General features: G+C 47.3%; 18 protein-coding genes. 5 read left to right on the top strand and 13 right to left on the bottom strand.

Going from position 1 to position 24,514, the window contains the following annotated elements:
- Nucleotides 1-216: 216 nt before the first annotated feature.
- A complete protein-coding gene (locus BS614_RS04510) occupies nt 217-435 on the bottom strand; it encodes a hypothetical protein (RefSeq protein ID WP_074093062.1) in 219 nt (72 codons plus the stop codon).
- Nucleotides 436-663: 228 nt separating this feature from the next.
- Between BS614_RS04510 and BS614_RS04505 the strand changes: the two genes are divergently transcribed.
- The 4 genes from BS614_RS04505 to pdxA all read left to right on the top strand — a co-directional run bounded on the left by BS614_RS04505 (nt 664) and on the right by pdxA (nt 5,888).
- Nucleotides 664-2,346, top strand: coding sequence for a sigma-54-dependent transcriptional regulator (locus BS614_RS04505; RefSeq protein WP_074093061.1), 1,683 nt, complete (start codon nt 664-666; stop codon nt 2,344-2,346).
- 166 nt (nt 2,347-2,512) lie between these two features.
- Nucleotides 2,513-3,499, top strand: a complete 987-nt coding sequence (locus BS614_RS04500) for a 2-keto-3-deoxygluconate permease (RefSeq protein WP_074093060.1) — start codon at nt 2,513-2,515, stop codon at nt 3,497-3,499.
- 95 nt (nt 3,500-3,594) lie between these two features.
- A complete protein-coding gene (locus BS614_RS04495) occupies nt 3,595-4,890 on the top strand; it encodes a four-carbon acid sugar kinase family protein (RefSeq protein WP_074093059.1) in 1,296 nt (431 codons plus the stop codon).
- Complete coding sequence (gene pdxA / locus BS614_RS04490; RefSeq protein WP_074093058.1) at nt 4,887-5,888, top strand: 4-hydroxythreonine-4-phosphate dehydrogenase PdxA; 1,002 nt, start codon at nt 4,887-4,889, stop codon at nt 5,886-5,888. Before BS614_RS04495 ends, pdxA begins: the two co-directional genes overlap by 4 nt.
- A 215-nt stretch (nt 5,889-6,103) precedes the next feature.
- Here the strand turns inward: pdxA and BS614_RS04485 are convergent, their stop codons facing one another.
- The gene (locus tag BS614_RS04485; RefSeq protein WP_074093057.1) at nt 6,104-7,027 is read right to left on the bottom strand and encodes a helix-turn-helix domain-containing protein; all 924 of its coding nucleotides are present in this window, start codon (nt 7,025-7,027) and stop codon (nt 6,104-6,106) included.
- A 199-nt stretch (nt 7,028-7,226) separates the two neighbouring features.
- Between BS614_RS04485 and BS614_RS04480 the strand changes: the two genes are divergently transcribed.
- Nucleotides 7,227-10,397 (top strand): alpha-mannosidase, encoded by a 3,171-nt coding sequence (locus tag BS614_RS04480; protein WP_084174394.1) that lies wholly within the window; start codon nt 7,227-7,229, stop codon nt 10,395-10,397.
- Between the two features lie 232 nt (nt 10,398-10,629).
- Here BS614_RS04480 and BS614_RS04475 read toward each other — a convergent pair whose 3' ends face one another.
- The 11 genes from BS614_RS04475 to BS614_RS04425 all read right to left on the bottom strand — a co-directional run bounded on the left by BS614_RS04475 (nt 10,630) and on the right by BS614_RS04425 (nt 24,418).
- Nucleotides 10,630-11,484, bottom strand: a complete 855-nt coding sequence (locus BS614_RS04475; RefSeq protein ID WP_074093056.1) for an aldo/keto reductase — start codon at nt 11,482-11,484, stop codon at nt 10,630-10,632.
- Nucleotides 11,485-11,649: 165 nt separating this feature from the next.
- Nucleotides 11,650-12,897 carry a macrolide family glycosyltransferase gene (locus tag BS614_RS04470; RefSeq protein WP_074093055.1) on the bottom strand — a complete coding sequence of 416 codons (1,248 nt, stop codon included), beginning with the start codon at nt 12,895-12,897 and terminating at the stop codon, nt 11,650-11,652.
- Between the two features lie 182 nt (nt 12,898-13,079).
- A complete protein-coding gene (locus BS614_RS04465) occupies nt 13,080-13,529 on the bottom strand; it encodes a hypothetical protein (RefSeq protein ID WP_074093054.1) in 450 nt (149 codons plus the stop codon).
- A 382-nt stretch (nt 13,530-13,911) separates the two neighbouring features.
- Nucleotides 13,912-15,165 (bottom strand): mechanosensitive ion channel family protein, encoded by a 1,254-nt coding sequence (locus BS614_RS04460; protein WP_047841472.1) that lies wholly within the window; start codon nt 15,163-15,165, stop codon nt 13,912-13,914.
- 148 nt (nt 15,166-15,313) lie between these two features.
- Complete coding sequence (locus tag BS614_RS04455) at nt 15,314-15,955, bottom strand: polysaccharide deacetylase family protein (RefSeq protein ID WP_074093053.1); 642 nt, start codon at nt 15,953-15,955, stop codon at nt 15,314-15,316.
- A 186-nt stretch (nt 15,956-16,141) separates the two neighbouring features.
- Nucleotides 16,142-17,017, bottom strand: coding sequence for a carbohydrate ABC transporter permease (locus tag BS614_RS04450; RefSeq protein ID WP_017691224.1), 876 nt, complete (start codon nt 17,015-17,017; stop codon nt 16,142-16,144).
- A 15-nt stretch (nt 17,018-17,032) separates the two neighbouring features.
- Nucleotides 17,033-17,902 (bottom strand): carbohydrate ABC transporter permease, encoded by an 870-nt coding sequence (locus tag BS614_RS04445; RefSeq protein WP_074093052.1) that lies wholly within the window; start codon nt 17,900-17,902, stop codon nt 17,033-17,035.
- A gap of 207 nt (nt 17,903-18,109) precedes the next feature.
- Nucleotides 18,110-19,423: an extracellular solute-binding protein gene (locus tag BS614_RS04440; RefSeq protein ID WP_074093051.1), complete on the bottom strand. Its 1,314-nt coding sequence runs from the start codon at nt 19,421-19,423 to the stop codon at nt 18,110-18,112.
- A gap of 190 nt (nt 19,424-19,613) precedes the next feature.
- Nucleotides 19,614-21,380: a response regulator transcription factor gene (locus BS614_RS04435; protein WP_074093050.1), complete on the bottom strand. Its 1,767-nt coding sequence runs from the start codon at nt 21,378-21,380 to the stop codon at nt 19,614-19,616.
- The gene (locus BS614_RS04430; protein ID WP_244898262.1) at nt 21,371-23,482 is read right to left on the bottom strand and encodes a cache domain-containing sensor histidine kinase; all 2,112 of its coding nucleotides are present in this window, start codon (nt 23,480-23,482) and stop codon (nt 21,371-21,373) included. Before BS614_RS04430 ends, BS614_RS04435 begins: the two co-directional genes overlap by 10 nt.
- Nucleotides 23,483-24,055: 573 nt before the next feature.
- On the bottom strand, nt 24,056-24,418 hold the full coding sequence (locus tag BS614_RS04425) for a hypothetical protein (RefSeq protein ID WP_074093049.1): 363 nt from the start codon (nt 24,416-24,418) through the stop codon (nt 24,056-24,058).
- Nucleotides 24,419-24,514 lie beyond the last annotated feature (96 nt).

Below are 24,514 nucleotides of genomic sequence, written 5' to 3'. Positions count from 1 at the left end.
TTACTACGATCCAAATCCGTACTATAAAACGTAATATAAGAAAAGACGAGCACTTTATAGTGTCGCCTTATAATCAAAAAAATCACTCATAATTATCAGTATCATTCTTCCTCAATCACAGTTCATTAATGAATTGCATACTTTCATCTGCGATCGGATTTGGATCGGTATTATGGGCTTTAGTCCTTTGTTCCTATCCCACAAATCCCTACCTAACTATGGCTCCACCGGAAGGCTCTCCACCTCTGTGAAAAACACATCCAATAATTCAACGTTATACGTTTTATGGACGTATTCGGTTATTAACGCCACATCCTCTTCCCTCTGATACTCCAGACATGGACGGCCTTCACTCCACAGCACCCTACACGGGAACTTCCCGACAACATCCTTAATGATGTGATCCGGCTCAGCTACTTTATGAATGTCTCCCATATGAAATCTCCTCATTTCTCTATACTTATCGTGTGCAATTATGCATTAATTTGAGATAGATAACGATTCGATTCAGTGTACTTCATCACATTCCATTCGGGAGAGCTATGAAGGCATATCACACAAGCATTTTGCAGACACAACAGGGCTGGTTCCCCCATAGGTGCCATTCCTTCGTAAGTTGGCTATAATAAGGGGATCAAAGTTTTCTATAAAGGCAGGAAAATTATGCGTACACGAGTTCACTTTATTGCTCCCTACGAATCGATGATTCCTATTATACAAGAGTGCATTCCTCGTTTTCCCCAGTTAACCATTCAGACGGACGTGGGCGACTTGGCAAACGGTGTGGAATTAGCAACTCAAGCTGAGAAAAATGGTGCAGAGATTATCATCAGCCGCGGCGGAACCGCCCAACTCATTAAAAAAGCAGTGACCATTCCCGTCATTGATGTGCAGTTATCGGGCTATGATATGATTCGTTCACTTACACTGGCAAGCCAGTTTAACGGCCAAACAGCCATTGTTGGCTTCTCCAACATCACCTCTGGTGCACAATCGATTATTGATCTGATGGATCTGCCCCTCAAGGTCTATACCATACATAGCTCGGAAGATGTGGCACGATTACTCTTGGAGTTGAAAGCTTCCGGGTACCGACAGATTGTCGGAGATGTGATCACCGTCAACACCGCGAAGACCTATGGTCTGGAGGGATTGTTGATCCAATCCGGACAGGAATCCATCCTTAGAGCGATGGAGGATGCGCAGCTGGTCTATCGTTATTTGAGCAAAAATCATGCGATATCTATCATACTGAATGACCTCGTTACACGGGAACATCCCAATTTACTTATTTTAAATGAACGGAATGAAGTTGTATTCGAGAACCTGACCGATTTTGAGAAAAATCCGCTGACCGATAATCACATGTATCTGACCAATACCAGTCTGGAATTTCATCAATCCCAGATCCAAAATGTGTTCATGGTGGACGATTACCAACTCACGGTTAACGCCTATGAAACGACCCTGGATAACAAGAACTACAAGGTATATATGCTGGAAAAAGGACAACCCTATGCCTTTGCACAATTCGGCATAACAACGTTCACGGACGCATCGATGGAGCCCATTGTTGCTGAATCCCCTGCCATGCAGGCGGTATTGAAGAACATTCGGGCACTATACGAGCATCATGAACCGATCTATCTGCTGGGTGAAGCGGATTCCGGTAAATCTTTTCTGGTCAAACACATTCATCAGATGCACTCCGGTGGTGGGCTGCTATTACAGATCGATCTCACGCAAGTTCCGCCCGGTCATTTGCACAAGATACCACTAGCCAAGGTTCGGAATGTAGAGATTAACCGTATGGAAGCACGTATCGAAGATCCCGAGTTGCTCTCTTTTATCCAGAGCTGCCTTCAAAGCCGGATTGGCGTGTTTATACTCGGGGAACAGACCTTGAACCCACAGTGGTCTCTCGACCTGAAGCTTAATACGATCATGATGCCAAATCTTGCGGATAGACCAGAGGATCTGGCTCCACTGATGCAGCATTTCCTAACGGGTTACTACCAGAAATACGGAACTACTGCGGTGAGAATAAAAGAAGATGCACTACAGCTGATCCGGGATCAGATCACACATATGAACGTCAACCAGTTGAAGCATCTGATCAAGCAGGCTGCACTCAATGAACAGGACTATGTAATTACAACGGCTACCTTGTCTCGCTTGCTGGATCAGCAACCTGTTTCAAGCCAAATGAAGTTGAGTGGAACTCTGAAGGACATCGAAAAGGAAGTTATTCAGTTCGTACTCCAGGAGGAAAATAATAATCAATCGAAGGCCGCAGAGCGTCTGGGGATTAACAGGGCCACATTATGGCGTAAACTTAAAGATTAACTTTAAGTTTGCGTCTTTTTTATCGCCTTTATGTGTTGCATTTTTAAACAGTTTATTGTTTATTTAAAATTTACAATAATTTATTGTTGCTATATTAAACGATATGGGATAACATAATCCCTGCAAGCGCTTCATAAAAACGATTACTTCATAAGGAGCTACTACTATGAACATTAAAGCAACTTTAGATCGCATCCCTGGCGGTATGATGGTCGTTCCTCTGTTACTCGGTGCAACCATTAATACATTCTTCCCAAATGCCTTGCGCATTGGCGGATTCACGGAAGCTCTCTTCGTTAACAGTTCCAGTACATTGATTGCACTGTTCCTGTTAATTGCCGGTACACAGATTACATTCAAAACAGCTGGTTCGTCCGTCGGTAAGGGTGTTACCTTGCTTGTCGTCAAGTGGGCAATCGGTGCAGCACTTGGTCTCGTTGCCATTTTGTTTGCCGACTCAAGCGGGTTATTCCTGGGTCTGGCCCCACTTGCCATTATCGCTGCGATGACCAACTCTAACGGTGGTCTTTACATCGCACTCGCTGGTCAATACGGTAAAGAAGATGACAAAGCAGCCTATCCATTCCTCGCGCTCAGCGATGGTCCATTCCTAACCATGGTAGCGCTCTCCATCTTTGGTGCGATGGGTTTTGCAAACGGTATGTTTTCCCCTATGGCCTTTGTTGCGGTATTGCTTCCACTCATCGTTGGTGTCATTATTGGTAATCTGGACCGCAATCTGGCGGAATGGCTGCATAAAGGCAGTGACAAACTTGTTCCGTTCTTTGCATTTGCTCTGGGTATGAACATTAGCTTCTCCTCCATCATTCAAGGTGGTCTTAGCGGAATTTTACTGGGTGTGTTAACCGTGTTATTAACGGGCGGAATCGGTTTCCTGCTCTTTAAAGCCATCGGCTGGAACCCCATCGTGGGTGCTTCCGAAGGTTCAACAGCCGGGAATGCCGTAGGTACACCTGCTGCCATCGTGGCTGCTAATGCTTCATTTGGCCCAATTGCCGAGATTGCTACGGTGCAAATTGCAGCGAGCGTTGTAACAACAGCCATCCTGTTGCCGATCTTCATCGGGTTCCTCTCCAAACGACTGGAGAAATCAGGTGGAGTCGAGAAATACAATCAACGACCAACCACATAAATGGGTATCACCTGATTTAATTTGCTTAATCTGTGCTTAATGGATGATCTGAACGGACTTTTTATTAAATTGTGCTTACAAGGAGGGATGACTGCATGAAATTAGCCATTATTGCAGATGATTTGACCGGTGCCAATGACAGCGGGGTGCAGCTTGCCCGTCACGGCTTGAAGACCAGTGTTCTTTTTAATATAGATGAAGGCCCTCTTACACGTTACGATGCCGTCGTCTTTGATACAGATAGTCGTTCCATATCCTCGCAGGAAGCGTATGACCGTGTATATCAGGCTGCTGAATTGCTGACGAACAACGGATTTGAGACGATTTTCAAAAAAATGGACTCCACCATGCGCGGTAATATCGGCATCGAGATTGATGCTGTATATGATGTCGTAAAGCCGGACTTTATGATGATTGCCCCGGGTTATCCAAAAAATAACCGGACGATATTGGAAGGAATCCATTACCTGAACGGCGTTCCGCTGGCAGATACTGAAATTGCCCATGATCCGAAGACACCTGTAACGATTTCCTACCTTCCGGACTTGTTGAAACAACAGACCAAGTACGAAGTTGGCGAGATCACCGTCGCCGATCTGGAAGCCGGGCAGAATCATATTCGCACTAAGCTAGAGCAGTTGAAAACAAAGAATATCCCGTATGTAATGGTGGACTCCACCGAAGAAAGACATCTGGAACTGATTCTGCAGATGACTCGCGAGTTGGAGTATACGTTTACTTGGGCAGGTTCGGCGGGCATTGCCAATTACCTCCCCGCACATTACAAGTTGGAATCCAGGGCTGCGTCACTTGATATCCCGGAGAATCCCGGTCCAATCCTAACGGTGGTTGGCAGCGTGAACAAAAACTCCCGAGAGCAGCTGCATCGCTTGATGCGCAAGTCCCGCGTAGCTTCAGTCTCCTTCCATTCCTTCAAAGCGGTATCCGCAACCGCAGACCGCGCGGAAGAGATGGAACGTGTCTATAACGAGGTTCGAGACAAAGCGCTGGAAGGACAAGATGTTGTCCTCTACTCCACCGCTGAACAGGTGGATATCGAACTGGCACGAGCAACGGGCGAAATTCGCGGTCTCAATCACACGGAAGTCAGCAACGAGATTGTACTTGCGATGGGTGAGATCTGTGCCAGACTGCTGGAAGAAGGAGTGTTCAAAGGGGTATCCATGACCGGCGGTGATACAGCAAAACAAATCTGTCTGAAATGGAATATTAGCGGCTTCGAGTTGCTGGATGAGCTTGAAATCGGCGTGCCGATCTCCAAGTTTATAGGGATTGATGATCTGCATGTGATTACCAAAGCAGGCGGATTCGGTAAACCGGATGTCTTTATCCATGCGATTCAAAAATTAAAAGGGGGTATTCTCGTATGAAACCTACAATTGGAATTACGATGGGCGACGCAGCAGGTATTGGACCGGAGATTATTATGAAAGCACTGGGTCATCAAGAAATGTACGATCAGTGCAATCCACTCGTTATCGGTGATGCAAAGATTCTGGAGCGTGTGTTGCCTGTCATCGGTTCAAGTCTGAACGTTAACGCGATTCAAGAGCCTTCTGAAGCCAAGTATGAATTCGGTACTGTGGATGTGATTGATCTGAACCTCGTTCCTGCGGATCTGGAATACGGTAAAATATCTGCCGTGGCGGGAGATGCAGCATTCCAGTTTCTCGCCAAAGCCATTGATCTTGCCAAAAAACAGCAGATTCACTCTATCTGCACCGCGCCTTTGAACAAAGAAGCTCTGCATCAAGGGGGGCACCTGTATCCGGGGCACACCGAGATTCTGGCTGACCTGACGGATACGCAGGACTTCTCGATGATGCTGACCACGCCTAATCTGCGCGTTATTCACCTGACAACACACATGGGTCTGATCGATGCCATTGCAAGTATTAACCCGGAAAGAACCTACACCGTCGTGAAGCTTGCTCATGATACGTTGAAAAAAGCAGGCTTTGAGAATCCGCGCGTTGCCGTATGCGGAATCAATCCTCATGCCGGAGAGAACGGCTTGTTCGGTAATGGAGAAGAAGAAGAGAAACTTCAGCCCGGTATCGAACGTGCACAGCTGGAAGGCATTAACGTTGTTGGTCCACTCCCGGCGGACACACTCTTCTTCCGCGCTGGTCGCGGTGACTTCGACATCGTTGTTGCGTGCTACCACGACCAAGGCCATGCGCCGATCAAGGTAATGGGCATCGAGGAAGGCGTGAACATCACCGTTGGTCTGAAAGGCGGTATCATCCGTACATCCGTTGACCACGGTACAGCCTTCGATATCGCCGGCAAAAATATCGCCGATGATAAAAGCATGCTGGCTGCCATCCGCTCCGCTATTGAGTTGGCGCCGAAAGATCAAGTTTAAGAGTAGCCGTCATACGGGGAAATGAGCGAGAGAGTGAGTCTGATCAGGAGGACCATCTCCAGGTAGACGTATCTTTATATAGAAGGAAAAAGAAAAAGGCATTCCCTTTGTATCTTAGAGGGTTTGCCTTTTTTATTTGTCCTCTATACATTCTTGGCTGTCGCGATTTATGCAACACATCTACACTGACATCCCCAGATTATCTCTGTCTTCAATCAGCGCTCAGGACTACCCAAAGATATCAGTTCACGCTCGCTCTGTGAATGTCTGCTACGGCGATATGCACTCGGTGACATGCCATTCAGTTTATTGAAAATGCGATTGAATTGAGAGAAGCTGGCGAAGCCACACTGTGCTGCAATTTCGGTGATTTTTTGGTTAGAGTTCAGGAGCATTTGTTGGGCGTTACGTATTCGGGTCATCTGAATATACTCGGTAAACGTAAAACCTGTGACTTTGTTAAACTGACGGGATAGATGATGGGCACTCACGAAAAACCGTTTGGAGATCTCCTCAAGGGACAACTCGTTCTGATAATGGCTGTGAATATACGAAGCAATGGCATACATCCGCTGCGACATAGACGAACCTGTCTCTTCACGAACGTAGCTATTCTCCGCTGAGTATCGATGGATTGTACAGAGAAACTCAACGAATTTGCTATGAATTGCAACCGAATGAAGTGCGGAGGGATTCTGCGATAAGAAAAAGATTTCGTTTAAAGGAGCCATTACCGCCTGGCGCTTTTCTTCTGTAAATCGGAATATCGGAATTGATTCATCAAAGATCGAAAACAGTTCTGTGTAACCGCTCTCAAGACCGGGTGTATTCCGTGGCATGGCAAAGGTGATCATCAAGCGTTTGGGTGGCACTCCCTTGGGATATTGCGTTTTGTGCAGTAAAGAGGGTCTCAGCAGAACGATATCATACGGCTGAATCTCGTACAAACTGCCTTCAATGATATGCGCAGCCGTACGATCCAGAAGAATACAGATTTCATAGAAATCGTGGAAATGCTGAAACTCCATATTCAGTTCATGGGAACGTTCGTCATAATCCAGATGATAAAAAAGTGAATCTCCAGGCTCGTTCACATGGATCACATATCCCTGCTCGTATGCCAAAACCGATGGTGTCATGGACATGCCCCCTATCCCGATTCTAATGAGTTTATTTTAGCATGAAATGCAATAAAAATACGTTATTTTCAGCATACAATACGTAGTTTCGCCCATTTCTCTTTTGTTATGATAGAGTTGATATGTTAGCGCTTGCAGTATTATAACTCCAACAACGACTACAGCCTGTACTTACTACAAACCAAGGTGGGAAACCAACATGAAAATGAATTCCTTGTATACTCGGATCCATACCATTGTGAAACACTTGGAACGTGCACGACTGACCTCAAAAACATATATCCCTGAGCTTTATCATAAAGAAAGTGGTTACCACTCCTGGGAACTGGTGCATGAGGACCCTTCCTCCTGGAACGTATTCCGTAAGGGTGATGGCTGGGGTGGCAAAGATGTACACAGCTGCTTCAAAACCCGAATTCAAATTCCGGATCATATGGAAGGAAAAAAGGTCGTTTGTGCCATCGTTACTGGTGCTGATGACATCTGGAATTACGATAATCCGCAATTCCTGGCATTCCTCAATGGGGAATTGATCTGTGGTCTGGATGTTAACCATACAGAGATTGACCTGACACCTGCTGCGGCAAAAGGTGAAGAATTCGAACTGGCTTTATATGCGTACTGTAGTACTTCGGCAGCCGATGTCTTTCTCAATGTATATATCGCTGAGCATCATCAGCCTGTCACAGATCTATATTACGATCTTAAGGCTGCACTCGATGCTGCAGATCTGCTGCGTGAGGATGATCTGGAGCGGCTGAAGTTAGTCGAACATCTGAATAAAGCCGTGAATTTGCTGGATTTGCGTCAGGAAAACAGTGCAGAATTCCATGCGTCGGTGCTGGAAGCGCGCCGATATCTGCAAGATCATGTCTATGGTGATATCCGCCCTGCCGGTGATCACATCCCTACCGTGCACTGTATCGGACACACGCATATTGATGTGGCATGGCTGTGGACGCTGGATCAGACTCGGGAGAAGGTCATTCGCAGCTTTGCGAGTGTACTCTACTTGATGGACAAGTTCCCAGAGTATACCTTCATGTCCTCTCAGCCCCAGCTGTATGCATACCTGAAAGCAGACTACCCATCCCTATATGAGAAAATCAAAGAAAAGGTGGCCGAAGGCCGCTGGGAAGCGGAAGGTTCCATGTGGCTGGAAGCCGATTGTAACCTGATTTCGGGTGAATCCATGATCCGTCAGATTATCTACGGGAAACGTTTCTTCAAGGAAGAATTCGGCGTGGAGAACCGTGTGCTCTGGTTACCGGATGTATTTGGTTATAGTGCAGCGATGCCGCAGATTATGCGCAAGAGCGGCATTGATTATTTTATGACAACCAAAATTGCCTGGAATGATACCAACCAGATTCCAAACGATACGATGTACTGGAAAGGAATCGACGGATCAGAGGTCCTGACCCATTTCATCACAGCAACAGACTATGACAAACATCCCGATTTCAGGCAGCGCCGATTCGAAACGACCTATAATGGTCGGTTTAATGCTTCGCAAGTAAAAGGCACGTGGCAGCGATACCAGAACAAAAACATCAATACAGATGTCCTGCAATGTTTCGGATTCGGAGATGGCGGCGGTGGACCAACCGAAGAGATGCTGGAGCATGGCAGACGACTTGATATTGGATTGCCGGGTGTACCCACGGTGAAACGTACCTTTGTACGCGAGTTTTTCGAGAAGCTGGAGCAAAATCTGGCGGATGTTCCTTCCGTTCCTCGCTGGTCGGGTGAGCTGTATCTGGAGTATCACCGGGGTACCTACACGTCCATGGCGCGTAACAAACGGTACAACCGTCATAGCGAATTTGCACTGGCTGATGCCGAGCTGTATGCCATGATTCATCGTCATTCGAATGCACAGGCGGCCTATCCAACCGATGCACTGGAGCATGCATGGAAGCTGACGATGCTGAACCAGTTCCATGATATTCTCCCGGGTAGCTCCATTGAGCAGGTATATGTGGATTCCAAAGAGCAATATGAAGAAGTTCTGCGTGTCACGGATGAGCTGAAAGACATTGCACTGAACGGCATTGCAAGCCAAATTACGTCTGATGGCGAAGCCATTGTAGTATTTAACACGACCGGATTTGTACGGACGGATGTGGTTGAACTGCCTGCTTTTGCGAGAAAAGTGACCGTTTATGATGGAGATCGCCCTGTACCAAGCCAGCGGACTCCCGAAGGCGGACTTGTATTCCTTGCAGAAAACGTGCCTGCATCCGGGTATAAATCCTTCCGAATTACACCGGATCTGACAGGCGAGCTTGTTGCGGGCGTATCGGTTGCACAGTGGGAAGCAGATCGGCGCCACATCCATACACCTTGGTACGATATTCACCTGAATGAAAGTGCCGAATTCACATCCGTATGGGACAAGCTGGAGGGCCGTGAGCTGCTTCAGTCTGGCAAGCGCGGTAACGTGTTGCAAGTGTTCGAGGATCGACCTGCGGAATACGAGGCATGGAACATTGACGATTATTATGAACAGCATATGTGGGAGATTAATGACCTGCAGTCGATGGAGTGGGTTGAAAGTGGGCCAGTACGTTCCGTGCTTCAAGTGAAGCGACAGTTCCTGGACTCGGTCATTGAGCAGACGATCATCTTCTATGCGCATACACGCCGGATTGATTTCCGTACGTTTGTGGACTGGAAGCAAGAGCATTTGCTGATGAAAGCCGCATTCCCGCTGGATATCTGGAGTGAAAAGGCCGTCTACGAAATCCAGTACGGCAACGTTGAGCGTGCTACCCACCGTAATACGAGCTGGGATCAAGCCCGGTTTGAAGTATGCGGGCAGAAGTGGGCCGATCTGGCGGAGAACGGGTACGGTGCTGCTCTGCTGAACGACTGCAAATACGGATATGATATTCATAACTCGGTGATGCGACTGTCACTGATCAAGAGCGCAACGTACCCGAATGAAAATGCCGACAAAGAGCAGCACGTATTCACCTACGCGCTCTATCCGCATCAGGGCGACTTCCGTGAGGGACGTGTCATCCAAGCCGCTTATGATCTCAACCGTCCGCTGGTTGCCCGTGAGATTGCATCGCAAACCGGTACGTTGCCGGGAACATGGTCACTCGCATCGGTCGATCAGGACAATGTCGTGCTGGAGGTTATCAAAAAAGCCGAGAACAACGATGATATGATCATCCGAGTCTACGAAGCACATGGCCGCCGCAGTCGTGCTTCCCTGCAATTGCCTGAGGGAGCAGGTGCTACGGCGTACGCATGTGATTTGCTCGAGAACAACGAAGCGGAATGCGCCGTGGAAAATGGTCGAATTTCTTTTGATATCAAACCGTATGAGATTCTGACCTTCCGGATTCCGAGAGTGTAGCCGGCATTTTTCGGTGAATATGTAGCATAGCCGTTCATATTATGGGTGCTTCTTGTCATGGCTGACAAGGGCACTCTTTTTCTTTTTACCAGACTGCCATCCCTAGGTATCAAAAACACCCCGGAATATCATCGGTAGAGCCAGAAGGCTTTACCATGTTTATTCACAGGGGTTTCTGATCACCGATGGTAGATTATAGAGCAACCAACTTAGCCGTCGGATACGTCGTTCTTTAAAATTCTTCGTACTCGCTTGGGTCCTGATCCCACAACCGTCCATCCGGACGATTAAATGCAGAGATGACCTGCATCTCTTCTGTGCTCAACTCAAAATCGAATATATCGATATTTTCCTGCTGATGCTGCAAGGAGCCAGCTTTCGGAATGGGAATGGAACCTAGCTGAACATGCCAGCGCAGAATGATCTGAGTTGGCGTTTTGCCATGTGTTTCCGCAATCCGAAGAATGTTCTCATCCTTCAGAATATCCTGTACAGCATCATTGCCACGTCCAATCGGACTCCAGGATTCGTTCACGATGCCATGCTTCGTATCCTGTTCCCGCTGATCGGCTTGGTCGAAGAATGGATGCAGCTCAATCTGATTCAGACTCGGCGCTATCCCCGTTTCCTTAATCAGCCGTTCATTGTGCTCAGGCAGGAAGTTGCTGACTCCAATGGATCGGATATATCCACGCTTTTTGGCTTCGATCAGCGATTGCCATGCCTCGACATACATGTCCTTCTTCGGATTGGGCCAGTGAATTAGATACAGGTCATAATAATCCAGATCCGCTCTGTACAGGGATTCCTGAATCGCCACAAGTGCGTTATCATGAGCGTGATAACGCCCCGGCAGCTTAGAGGAAATGAGCAGTTCTTCTCTGGCGATGGAGCTTTGTTTGATTGCTCTGCCCACCGTTGCCTCATTCTCATAGTTATACGCCGTATCAATTAATCGATAACCCGCATCCATTGCGGACGCGATCGATTTAACCCCTTCTTCACCTTTTAAACTATAGGTACCAAATCCAATTGCAGGCACTTTCAAGCCATCGTTCAATGTATATTCCGGAATTCGATGATTCATCTGAAGACTCTCCTTTGCAAAAGGTATACGAACAATATGGTAAAAATAATGCCCCTCTCCGTTTATCTACCCCTCCATATGCGCTTGAATCAATTGGAAGCCACCACTCCGTTTTAGGCGGGTGATGGCTTTCTCGTCTTGCTCTCATGAAAGGCAGTCTCCTTTTCACTCAAAAGAAGAGATCGGCGTGGCCGATAACGGCTGATTGCCTATAAAGTTCTTAATGGCCATAGCAGCATGCTTATACCCGCCAGCATCGCGTAACGTTTTCCCAATAACCTCAGCATGCTCCTTGTAGGAGGCATTACCTAGCACTTCTAATACTGCGTTTCTAAGCACATCAGGTGTAAGGTTATTTTTGTCCACGATGACCCCTGCTCCCAACTCCTGTATCCGGCCTGCTACACGAGGCTGATCCGAGGTTAACGGGAGCATGATCAACGGTACATTGTAATACAAAGCCTCACTTGCACTGTTCATACCTGCATGTGTCAGAAAAGCATCTACACACTGCAACACTTCCAGTTGAGGGACATAGGGTCTTATGATGAAATTGTCAGGAATGAGATCAGCAATGGGCTCTATATCGGTATCCTTCCCAGAAGATAATATAAACTGCACAGGCAAATTACGAAAGGCCGTGAAGCAAAGCTTATAAAAATCAAGATCCTTATTTAAAATGGTTCCCATCGAAATATAAACTGCCTGTTTGTAAAGAGCATACAGAGATTCATTTGCAAAAGCTGGCGCATCCTTGCGTGGGATAATGGATGGGCCGGTGAACACAAAGCTGTCGTCCAGCTTGTCCCCCATGGGTTGAAAATAGCGGCTTGTATAGACAATCTTCAGTTGTCCTGGATGCCCTGAAAGTTCCACCAGAGAAGGCGCAACCACATTGAACCGGGAAGCTAATTGTTGAGACATTTCCATAATACCGTTATATAGCTCCTGGACCTCCTCATTGTCATCCTTCAGATTATGATTACCTGACCCGAGAGGCTCTACAAAAACAAAGGTACTGGTCGAGCAGATCGTGGGTATCCCCAGCTTTTCGCCCAAAATTTGTCCGCCCCAGCCGATTAAGGAATCAAAAATTAAATAGTCATAGGTTTCATTTTCGATCAGATTCAGAACATCCGGAATAAACCGTTGAATTATTTTTTTCAAAATCATATATAAGAATTGGTACGGATGCTTGATTTCAAATGGCTTCATATTGGGATTGTTGAGCAGGGTTGCCTCGTTGAAGGAGTAAGCTTTAAATTGAGCACCTAACGCTTCAATCTTCGTCCGGTATTTTTCAGTACAACAATAGACGACCTCATCTCCGCTCTCTATCAACTCCTTGATTAACCCGAGCGACGGATTGATATGCCCTTCTGCAGGCATCATCACAACTAATACGCGTGCCACGGCACTCACCTCCATTAAATTTTCCAATGAACTCAAGTGGGGGACATGGTAACCCATTCTTCCAGACCATTGGCTTGAATAAATAAAACTCTACTACCTCATTGAGGCGGTAGAGTTCCTATTCATGAGACGTAAGCATTAAAGTCTACGATACCTAACGTTATTTTACTCTCACCAGCTGGTCACGGCACCCAGACATCCCTTTTATAAAAGGTTACGCTGTAAGCATCTGTATCGCTGTAACGTCCATCCTTGCTTACCACTTTAAAATATACATTATTGTAGTCGACAAGAACCGTATCCGCTCCTGACGTATTCGTAGAAGAAGCAACCAAATTTCCAGCGCTGTCATAGGCGTACAAATCGTAATCATAGCCGGAAGGAGAACCCAGCACGACAGATTTGCCATGCCCTCTGAATGTAAAGTAGTCTACATCTGTCGGGGATGATAGATAAGACCAAGCACTTCCACCCCAGTAAGCCGGACCGTAGGGAGTGGCCACCGTTTGCGTTGGGATTTTATACGCGGTGCTTAACGTGTCATTCGACTCGTAATTATCCGCCAAGGCCGTACCCACAATCGATCCTGATAAAAGCGTCACCATAATTGCAGAATACAATGTTTTCTTCATTTCATTCTCCCTCCATTTCTTTTGAAAAGTTAGCACGCCAAAGAGACTTCATGCTTTTCCCTCGTTCATAGACACGCCTGATCAGAAAAAGCTCCAAATCACTCCTTTCAAAATATGGAATTAATTAGATTATAATGTAAAGAAATACATATTGTCTACTAGTTTTTGCAGACATTCTTTTTTGTTATGTTGCACTGAACCCTATCCCATGAACTGACCGTCAATCTCATAAATAAAACATTTGGATGTGTTCCTGTGATTTTAAAAATTAGCCAACTTACCAACACTCGACGTGTTCTCACCAATGGCCGAATTGGAGGGCATCCAAACGTAAAAACGACCACCAATATGGTGGCCGTCACATCTATTTTAATAAATCTTCTTAGTACTCTCGCACATATTGCTTATCCTCTTTCAGTTGCACAATGTCATGTCCGGTTGGATTCTGGAAGGCCCGTAGTCCAAATGTTGACGCCACCGCGAAGATATGGTCAAAGATATCCGCCTGAACGTTCTCATATACACCCCAGTTGATATCATTGCTGAATGCATAGATTTCCAGAGGCAGCCCGCGATCTTCCGGTGCTAATTGTCGCACAATCATCGTCATATCTTTATTGATTTTTGGATGATTCCTCAAATATTGATGGATATATTCCCGGAATACACCGACATTTGTCAGTTGTCTGCCGTTCACGTTGCTTTCGGTATTCACCTCGTGCTCCATATTGTATGCTTGAATTTCCTTTAATTTTGCCGTGACATAATCAGTCAGGTAGTGGATTTTCTCAAATTCAGCCACCATCTCTTCCGTACAAAAACGGATACTGCTGATATCAATATAGATACTCCGCTTAATCCTTCTGCCGCCGGACACCTGCATGCCTCTCCAGTTACGGAACGAATCCGAAATGAGGGCATAGCTTGGAATCATCGTAATCGTTTTATCAAAATTCATAACCTTTACCGTGTTCAGTGTAATGTCGATGACATCACCGTCCGCATTATACTTTGGCATCTCGATCCAGTCACCAACGCGCACCATATCGTTCGACGATAGCTGTACACCCGCCACGAGGCCCAGGATCGAGTCTTTGAATACGAGCATTAATACCGCCGATAACGCCCCAAGTCCACTGAGGATAATGAGCGGGTTCTGTCCGATTAGGCTGGAGATGACGATAATACCCCCGATAATGAACAGGACAATCTTGGCTACCTGAATGTAACTCTTGATTGGGCGAATCTTCGACACCTCATAGGTACGATAGATATCATCGAAGACATTCAGCAGAGCATTCAGAACCGTAATCATGATGACAATCATATAGGTCATTGCTGATTTTTCAATTATGGCCTGATAGGGCGAGAAAATATAAGCAGAATAATAGATTATAATGGCTGGCACAAGATGCGACAGCTTCTGAAATAAATTTTTCTGAACCACAATATGGCCCCACTTGAAACGGTTGTTACTTACGATACGATGAACCGTCTTCAGTACCACTCGCTTAGCAATCACATTTGCCAATATCGAGATCACTGCTATAAAAATAATCATAATGATGTTTGAAAGATAGCCAATGGAGGGTCCACTCATGCCGAGTTCTTCTAGTTGATTTCTGATAAAGTCCATTGTTTCCTCCTGACATAATCTAGTTTAGCCTATTATTATAAAGTAGTTTGAGAGGGCAAGCAAAGTTTGTGCTCCCGCTTCATTCTTCCTATGTATTATATATATTAAAAAAAGACCCTGTCATTCAAAGAATGATGGGTCCTCTTGATTATGTCGTCTTTTCATCATGCTCACGAGAAATGTCTAACAACTCACTCACCGTCACCAAACGGTACCCTTCCGCGACCAGTTCCTCCACCAGCACACGAACCGCCTCCACCGTCTGGGAACGATCCCCGTACCCGTCATGGAATATGAGCACGCTGCCAGGTTTCACCGCAGACCGGGTATGCTCCAGAATGTGCTCAACACCGGGATTGTCCCAATCCCTCGCATCACCGTTCACCGCACCAATCGTCCGATATCCACGCTCCGCCGCCAGAGACAGTATATCATCGTTTACGCCAAAATACGGCGGGCGGAAGCAGCGGGCAGGTTGCCCCGTAACTTCTTGAACAAGATTTTCTGCGCGTTGCAGCTCCTCCCCGGCTTCCTCCAGTGTCAACTTGGTCAGATCTGGATGCGTGTACGTATGGTTGGCAATCTCATGCCCTTCACGATGCACCTCCACCGCAATCTCCGGGTGAGTCTCCATCTCTTGGCCAATCATGAAAAACGTCGCCTGCCCACCCGCACGGCGGAATATCTCAAGCACTTGAGGTGTATACACCGGATGCGGCCCATCATCAAACGTGAACGCCACAACTTTTTTCCGAACTGACTCCTGCTCTACCATCGCGATATTGACCATAAATAATGACCCCTCTCTGCAACTGCCTACTACATACCCCCTTATTATTCCATGACCACAGGCTCCGGTCTAGTCCAGAGATCACACCTTGAGAAATCCCAAATCAAGCCGATATCCACCAGAAAGAGAGTACAGCGCACGAGCAGCAAGCCCTTCTACCGCCACGCCCTCCAGTCCAGCCTCCAGCTAACCTTTGATTGCACCTGCGATCATACTCTTCTGCACCTGTTTGTTCAGCAGCAGATAGATGACCACCGTTGGCACTGTCGTAATCATCAGTCCAGCACCAATGATACCCCATTGCGTAATGTACGTTCCCACCATCGACATCATACCCACCGTCAACGTCTGGTAAGCCGTGTTATTGATAAACGTAACTGCAAACATCAGCTCATTCCAGCATGACAGAAATGTGAAGATGGCTACCGTTGATATAGCCGGGGTTACCAGAGGCAGGATAATGGAGAAAAACGTCCGGTATATGCCGCAGCCGTCGATAACCGCCGACTCCTCCATCTCTCTTGGGATACCTTTGAAAAAACTGCCCAGAATGAATACAGCCATCGGAATGCCAAATGCCACATAAGGAATGATCAGAGACCAGTAACTGTTGAGCAGGCTCAGATTCTTCAAAATAATAAACAATGGCAGCAGCGCCGCATGAATCGGCACCATCATGCCCAGCAAAATAATCGTCATCGTCAACCCGCTGAGCTTCCAGTTCATTCTTGTGATTGCGTATCCCGTCATGGAGGACAGGATCAGTACCAAGACAATGGAGGCCGCAGTAACCAGCACACTATTCATAAAATAGGTCAGCACATGGCCGTCGGACATTGCTTTGGTGTAGTTGCTCCACAGAAACGCTTTGGGCAACCCGGCTACATCACCGCTGAAGATCTCACTATTATCCTTCAGGGAAAACAGCGCCAGCCAGATGAGCGGGTAAATCTGCACAATCGCAACGAGGATCAGAAACGCTTGCAGGAACACTTTCCCGATCGGTCCGGAGATGGACCTCGGCTTGGGCTTTTTTTGCAACATGACTTCTACGGTACTCATGCCTTATGCCTCCCTCTACTCCGTTTTGAACAATGAATTAATGAGGATCGTACACACCAGACACTCCACAATAATAAAGACCGAGATCGCACTGCCATATCCGTACCGGAACGTATCAAAAATGGTAGCGTACATCAGCGTGCTTGGCACTTCAGTGGTATAAAATGGCCCGCCGCCCGTTAGCACATAGATCAGGTCAAACACCTTGAATGCGCCGATGACCGAAAAAACAAGGCTTACCTTCAAAATTGGCTTCATCAGCGGGATCATAATGGACCACGCCGTCCGAACACGGGAAGCACCATCCATTCGAGCAGCTTCGAGCACATCCTGAGACACGGACTTTGCTCCTGCATACATCAGCAACATGTGATACCCCACGTACTGCCACAAGGTTGGAATAAAAGATGCCGCCAGCGCGGTGTCCTTCTGCCCCAGCCAGTCCTGCGCCAGGCTGGATAAACCGATACTTTGCAGCAGCACGTTCAGCAGGCCGTAATCGGCATTGTAGATTTTTGACCACAACTGGGCAATAACCACCGTTGAGATCAACACCGGGATGAAATATACGGTCCGGTAGAAACCTTCCCCCTTGACGTTGGACGCCAGAATCAGTGCGAGCACCAGCGAGATCGGCAGTTGAATGAACACCGAAGCACCTGCGAATAACAGGGAGTTCTTGATTGAATTCAGCACACGGGTATCATTAAACATCTCTACATAGTTGTCCAGGCCGATAAATGTACCCCTGCCTACGCCGTTCCAATCCAGCAGACTGTAATAACTGGAGACAAAGATCGGAATGAGCACAATGCCGCAGAAGAGAATCAGTGTGGGCAGTACAAAGACGGCTATCGTACCTTTATTGGAAAATACAGAGTTCATTGTTGTTCTCCTCTCAAAGGCGTGACCGGGATATTCCGGACCACGCCTTGTTTGGGTTCATCTTCATTGTTAGCAGGCTTCAGCTTGGCAAGCTCACAAGGTCTATGCGCAAGATATTCACAGGTAATTTGCAAAGACTTGTAGTGTAAGGACCTAGGGTCTGTAAGCATTTAAGCTTACAAGCACGTATAGCTGCCTACCTGTTTTCTATAGACTTAGCTCTGTTGGTTTGAGCTGTGCCATCTGTTTGCAGAACTCCTCCGGTGTTACATCGCCGGCAAGCAGCTGGGCAATCAAGTTTTTGTGCGCTTCGGCAGACTCCGCTGGCAGAATGTTATCCCACCACGCGATGAATGAGGTCGCCGTTTTCATAATATCTGCCGCAGACAAATCTAGGGAGGACAGGCTGGACGTGTCGAGTGCATCTGTTTTCCAGCTTGGCAGGCCGGCTCCAGCCAGGAAACCTTGTGTACCAAGCTGCTCGCTCAGATACATGAGGAATTCCACGGCTTCCTTCGAATGCTTGGTATTCTGGTTGATGTAGAAACCATCGACGGCTCCGCCGAAGATTTCGGTATTTGTGCCTTTGCCATCTTCAAATACCGGGAACGGAATCACTTTCACTTTTCCTTTGACTGCGGAGGAGGGGTCCTCAATTCCTGCATTCACCCAGTTGGCCTGGAACATCATCGCCCCGTTGCCTGCATTAAATGCCCCAAGCATCTCGTCATAGCTCATGCTGAACATGCTGCTGTTGAACGCTCCTGCTTGCGCAAGCTGCTGCATTTTGGTGGCAGCGGCAACAAAATCGGGCGAATCCCACTTCGACGGATCTTTAAAGGCTTCCATCACCGCAGCATTGCCTGCCTGACGCATCGCAATAATGTCGTACCAGTACATGCCCGGCCAGCGATCCTTCTCTCCAATCACAGCCGGGGTAATTCCTGCCGCTTTCAGCTTGGTGACTGCATCCAGCAGTTCGTTATATGTGGTCGGAATCTTGGCACCCGCCTGCTCGAACAATTCCGTATTCACGTAAAGGTTGGCGATATGGGTATACACGGGCAATGTGTAGATTTTGCCGTCCATATTGATGGCCTCCGCCATACCCGGCCCCATTCGTTCTTTGATATCGTCTGTCAGGTAACTTGAGATTTCCAGCACATTGCCGGATTTGATGTATGGCTGCATGAAGCTGCCGCCACCCATGCCATAGAACAGGTCTGGCGCTTCACCAGCCGCAATCGATGTTTTGACTTTGGTTTTATACTGTTCTCCTGTCGTGCCCGTACGTTCAACCTGGATGTCCGGATGCTCGCTGTTCCATTTCTCAACAATCTCGGGCAGCAGCTTGGCCGAAGGATCGGTATTGCCAACCGATTGATCCCATAGCGTCAGCTTGATCTTGCCATTACTTTCCCCCTGTGTACCACCGGACGAACCGGATGAACATGCCGCCAGACTGCTTACAATTCCCAGAGTCAGAATTAGACTTGCTGATTTTTTTATTAGCGCTTTCATCTCTATGGACCTCCCTATGCGTTTTAGTTGGTTCTAGCCCATATTTTAGGCAAACTGTGCTTTGTTCTCCATTTAGAAAACAGGCATCGATTTGTAATATTCGAACATATATGGAACTGGAAGTGGAAGTGAGTTTACGCTCAAACCTTCTCTGCACTCCCCCACACTCCCCCTTTTGCATTCTCGTTTTTCAGGTTTTTACATTCCGATACTCATTCATGGATCGGCCAATATGTTTTTTGAACAAGACGCTGAAATAGTGTGGGTCCGGGATGCCTACCTGCTCCCCAATCTCATATCCTTTCATATCCGTCTGTTTCAGCAGCGTTTCAGCCTTCTTCATGCGGAGTTGGGTCAGATATTCCACAAATGTCTGCCCGGTTTCTTTTTTCATCAGCCGCCCCAGATGGCCCGAACTTACGTAAAAAGCAGCCGCGGTGCTGGAAAGCCCCACTTCCGGATTGCCCATATTCTCTTCAAGATAAGCGATCACCCGGTCGATCAGATTGCCTTCCTTGGCCTGTCGCTTGGCTTGTATGACATCCGATACGGTGCGGACATGCTGCTCCAGCATGCTTTTTAGTTCGGGCAAATGATCTGCTGTAAAAATGGCCGCAACGGCCTCTTTGTTCAATGCGTGCTCTCCCTCAATCTGCTGCTCTATGGCAGCACGCTGGCACTCCGTAACCACGTCCATGGCTGCCATCCGAAACTGTGAAACGTCCGAAAACGGCAGAGACAGCATACGCTCCAGCAACAATACGGCTTCTTCCCCCGCACCAACACTGACGTAAAATTGCAGTTGTTGGAGCAGCTGAGCATCCGAGTGGTAGGGCCTTTTCCCGCCTTCGATGACCAGATCCTCGAAGCAAATGACCTGATTTTTTCCCACAAACGCCTGATAATCAAGTGCACGACAAGCTTCCCGGTATCCCACACAGGCCCTTCCCCATCCTGATTGCCATTGCCCAATCCCTACGGTCACATCAACTTCACACCCTTCGAGCTTAAGCGTATGTTGAAGTTCTTCCTGAAGCTGCTGTACCTGAACGGCAAATTCCGTATCCGCACCAAGTGAGAGCACAACTATCCGGTTATGCGGGTCCATGACGATAATCGTTTGCGAATCCTCCGGATAAAAAACCTGCACCTGCTTCATCCCTACCATTCGCAGCAGAATATGTATTTCCTCGGCAGTATGTGGATCAGCTTCTGTCTGATGCTGGCTTAATTGGGGCTGAACGTGTTGATGTTGTTGTTGCTGAGGCCCTCGTTTTACTTGGTATGTTTGGGGTGTTTGGTGATATGGTTCGGACAGATGTGGATATACCTCTGGTGCAGCTATCTTCGCTTGCGGTACAGCAACCTCCACCTCCATTACTGCGATGCGTGATCCTGGTTCACCAGACGAGATAGGAATGTCAAAGAAACGCGCCTTCTCTTGTAGTTCATCCTCAGGTATCACGTCACTTAACCATTGATTTACAAACCTCTCCCTGAGATAAGGCAGGCTCTGCTTCATCTCCTCCCGCAGTTTCATCAGCTCGTACTCACGCCCCATCTCCTGCTCGATCGCCGCTCGCAGCTTCGCCGTAACTTGTAATAATTCAGAAGCACGGATGGGTTTCAAAATAAAATCGGATATGCCCAGCTTCACACTCTGACGAGCATACTCAAATTCATCATGTCCCGTCACAACCACGATCTTTATGTTTGGGTAACGCTCCATAAGGATGCCGCTCAGTTCAATGCCGTCCATCTTTGGCATGTATATGTCCGTGAACACGATGTCTGGACGCAACAGCTCAACCTGGTTCAAAGCCTCTTCAGCATCGGAGGCCTCGCCAATGATGGTCATGCCTTGCTGCTCCCAATCGATACGCATGCGCAGCAGATTTCGGATGAGGTACTCATCATCCACAATCAATACCTTTAATGGTTCCACAGTTAGTTCCATGATTCATCGGCTCCCTTCGGGATCGTTATGATAATGGTTGTTCCTTTTCCAACCTCGCTCTGCAGCTTGAGTCCATCTTCTCTGTCATAAAAAATGCGAAGTCGCTCCATCGTCCCCCATAAGCCAAAGCTTGGATTGTGTTTAGCGTTATAGGTAGGATTAGAAGAGTTAGATGGGTTAGATGAGTTCGAGCGATTAGACCTGTTCATTTCTGTTCGTTGAATCTGCTTCACTTCTTCCTCGGACATGCCGACTCCGTCGTCAGTGATCGTTAGAACTACTCCCTCCTTGGATCGACAAGCTTGAATGCGTATCGTGCCTGGGCTGCCTTTGGGACGAATACCGTGATACAGCGAATTTTCCACCAACGGCTGGAGCACAAGCTTGGGAATCATCACGCGCTCACAATCTGGAGCAATATCGTACTGCACCTCAAATACACCGGGGTATCGTACCTGCTGGATCGTCAGATAATTGCGTACAATCTCAACCTCTTCGTGCAGCGTAATTAGTTCACGGCCTTTGCTGACACTCAGCCGATAGTAACTTCCAAGCGCTTCTAGCAACTCACATACCTTATCGTTCATGCCCGACATAGCCAGGGAGGTAATAGAATCAAGTGTGTTGTATAGAAAATGCGGCTTGATCTGCGCCTGAAGTGTATTCAGCTCTGCTCGGCGGATCGTTTGCTGCTCCTGAATGATGCGTTTCAGCATCTGCTCAATCTGCTCAATCATCTGGTTGTATCCGCCATATAGCTGTGCGAACTCGTAGCTGTTCAGCTCAACCGTCACTTTGCGGAAGTTGCCGCTTGACGCTTTTTGCATGGCACGAAGCAGCTTGTGAATCGGCTTGATGACACTGCGCGAGATGATGAATGAACTGACAAAAAAGACAGTCCCGTTCACTGCGAGTAATATTAGCGCAAGCAGCACCATGGATTTATTACGGGTATCGGTAGCCCGGTATGGGCTCATGCTGATGAATTTCCACTGATCATCACCAGCCGAACGATAGGTCACCGCATATTCCTGACCACCCGATTGCAAGGTGATGAAGCCGGAGGATTGCTCTTGAAATGTTTGTTTTAACTTGGCCTGATTGGCCTCTAACATCTCGTGCATCCCTTCCTGTCCAGAAGCCGAAGACATGGATGCGTCGGATACAGCAGGCACGGCCTTCTTTCCATCGGTTGCATTGGTTGCGATCACCCGCTGATGCTCATCCAGAATGGCGACCTGAAATGAATCCGGTGCAGACAGGTTGGCATAGGCCTGAGCAATGGATTTGCCCTTGATGTTCATGACCAAAAATCCAAGCGGAGACGTATCATCCAAATCCCGGATGAGGCGAATAAACGAAACCACGTCTTGCCCATCATTCTCCCCCGTCGTCGAGACCCCACTGTCGTTATTGCCACCATTCAGCCTGAGCAGATATCGTCCGTTGTGCTTCAATGCCTGTTCGTACCATGGCGCTTCCTTCACATTTGCTTCCATAAACGTAGGCCATTCCTGTGTACCAACCGAGAATCGGTGCCCCGAATTATCGTAAATATATACTGAATCAATAATTGGAACCGCTTGCATAAGATTGGTCAAATAAGCGCTGACCTTGGACTGTGTTTGTAAATTGGAATACACGTTGCCCTGCCGCAGCAGGTTCTGCAAGTTGGGATCGGAGAAAATCATTTTCGAATAATTGTTCACGTTCTCGATCATCAGATTAACGTTGGTCTCAATGGATGTTATCGTCTGCAATGATGCTTCATTGATCTTTCGCTGCGCGTCACTTTCCGAGATTCGATTCAACACCAACGCACTGAACGCCACCGTTAGCAGAATAATGACAAAGTAGGCAAACGGGATTTTAAAAGCCAGCGTCTTGGGCTTGCGTCGAATGAACTCTTTGAAACGGGGAGTCCAATTGTTCTTCATTGCACTGGTGTTCGCTTTTGTATTTGCGTTTACTTCTGCATTGGTCTCGGCATCTGATTGGACTGTTTCTTTTGCTGTTGCTTTCGCTTCAATCGTTGCATCTTCTTCTGCCGCTTCTGCTACTTCTGCTACCTCTGTTGTTGCATCCTTTGCTCTGTTTTGCACTGTAAACCTCCTTTGGTTCCGAGGTGTGATGAGTTTAACGGTTGGGATCGGATGACCTGTTGTGACACCCACCACTATCTCGGATTTTATACAATTGTATATTATAGGACCGTGTATGGAGGAGGCTCAACTCTTTTTATCGCTTGGGGATGGCTTGACTGAGTGAAGTAGAATGAGGCTTTGGGGATCTGGATTGTTGTGAATGTTGGGTGAATGCTGCGTGTGGAGGCCCCCGTAAATGGAACCGCAAGGAGTACGCTTTATAATATGTTCGAGATACAGATAATAAGTTGGAGTTTGTGCCGGATGGGCGTGAAGCGAAGGAAACGAAGGATCTTAATACACAAAAGACGCTGATACACATCTAGCTTGAGATACGCATACTTCTGAGCAAAAATTACGATATGTACGAGCATAATTCTTGCTACTGACAGTGTGTTGATCGAGTGGTTAAGCGGGAGATCCAATCATCGTTTTCTCGTATAATGAATTTAAGTGGGAAAATTGTCGGAGGCAAACCGCCCCCGGGCAGGAACAGTACCGTTCGTTATGGTAAGAAACAGCGAATCGTGATCAAAGCGAGAACTCGGTAACGCCTTTTTTGGAGGCATATTTCAGCGTGTAGCTTCCTTCTATGCCGTATGGCATCGTAGCGATTTGGATGCGGGTGTAATCCAGCCGACTCTCCCTCAGCACTTTTTTAATTAGCGCTATGCTCCGATCTTCGTCCGTTACCACACAGAAAATGTTCATTACATATTCCTTAGGATCAGCCACACGGCTACCCAGATCACATCCATCGACCTCCCCCAAATCCGCCTGGGTCAGAACGGTTTCCAGATATTCCATCACCTTTTCCTTCAACCAATGATCTCGTTTGCTACCCTGCGCGCTCTTCAGTGGATATTGCACCACAAGCCAGTATTTTTCACTCATTTAGCTTCACCAACCAATCTTTATATGTTAGGGCATTACGTTATGTGCGGGCACTTGAACGATAAGGAGTTCATATATCAGCCTTACATTCCTTCA

The organism is Paenibacillus xylanexedens (assembly GCF_001908275.1).
GTDB classification, from domain to species: domain Bacteria; phylum Bacillota; class Bacilli; order Paenibacillales; family Paenibacillaceae; genus Paenibacillus; species Paenibacillus xylanexedens_A.
Note: the sequence above shows the minus strand (reverse complement) of the source record. Positions and strands in the feature narration are given on the sequence as shown.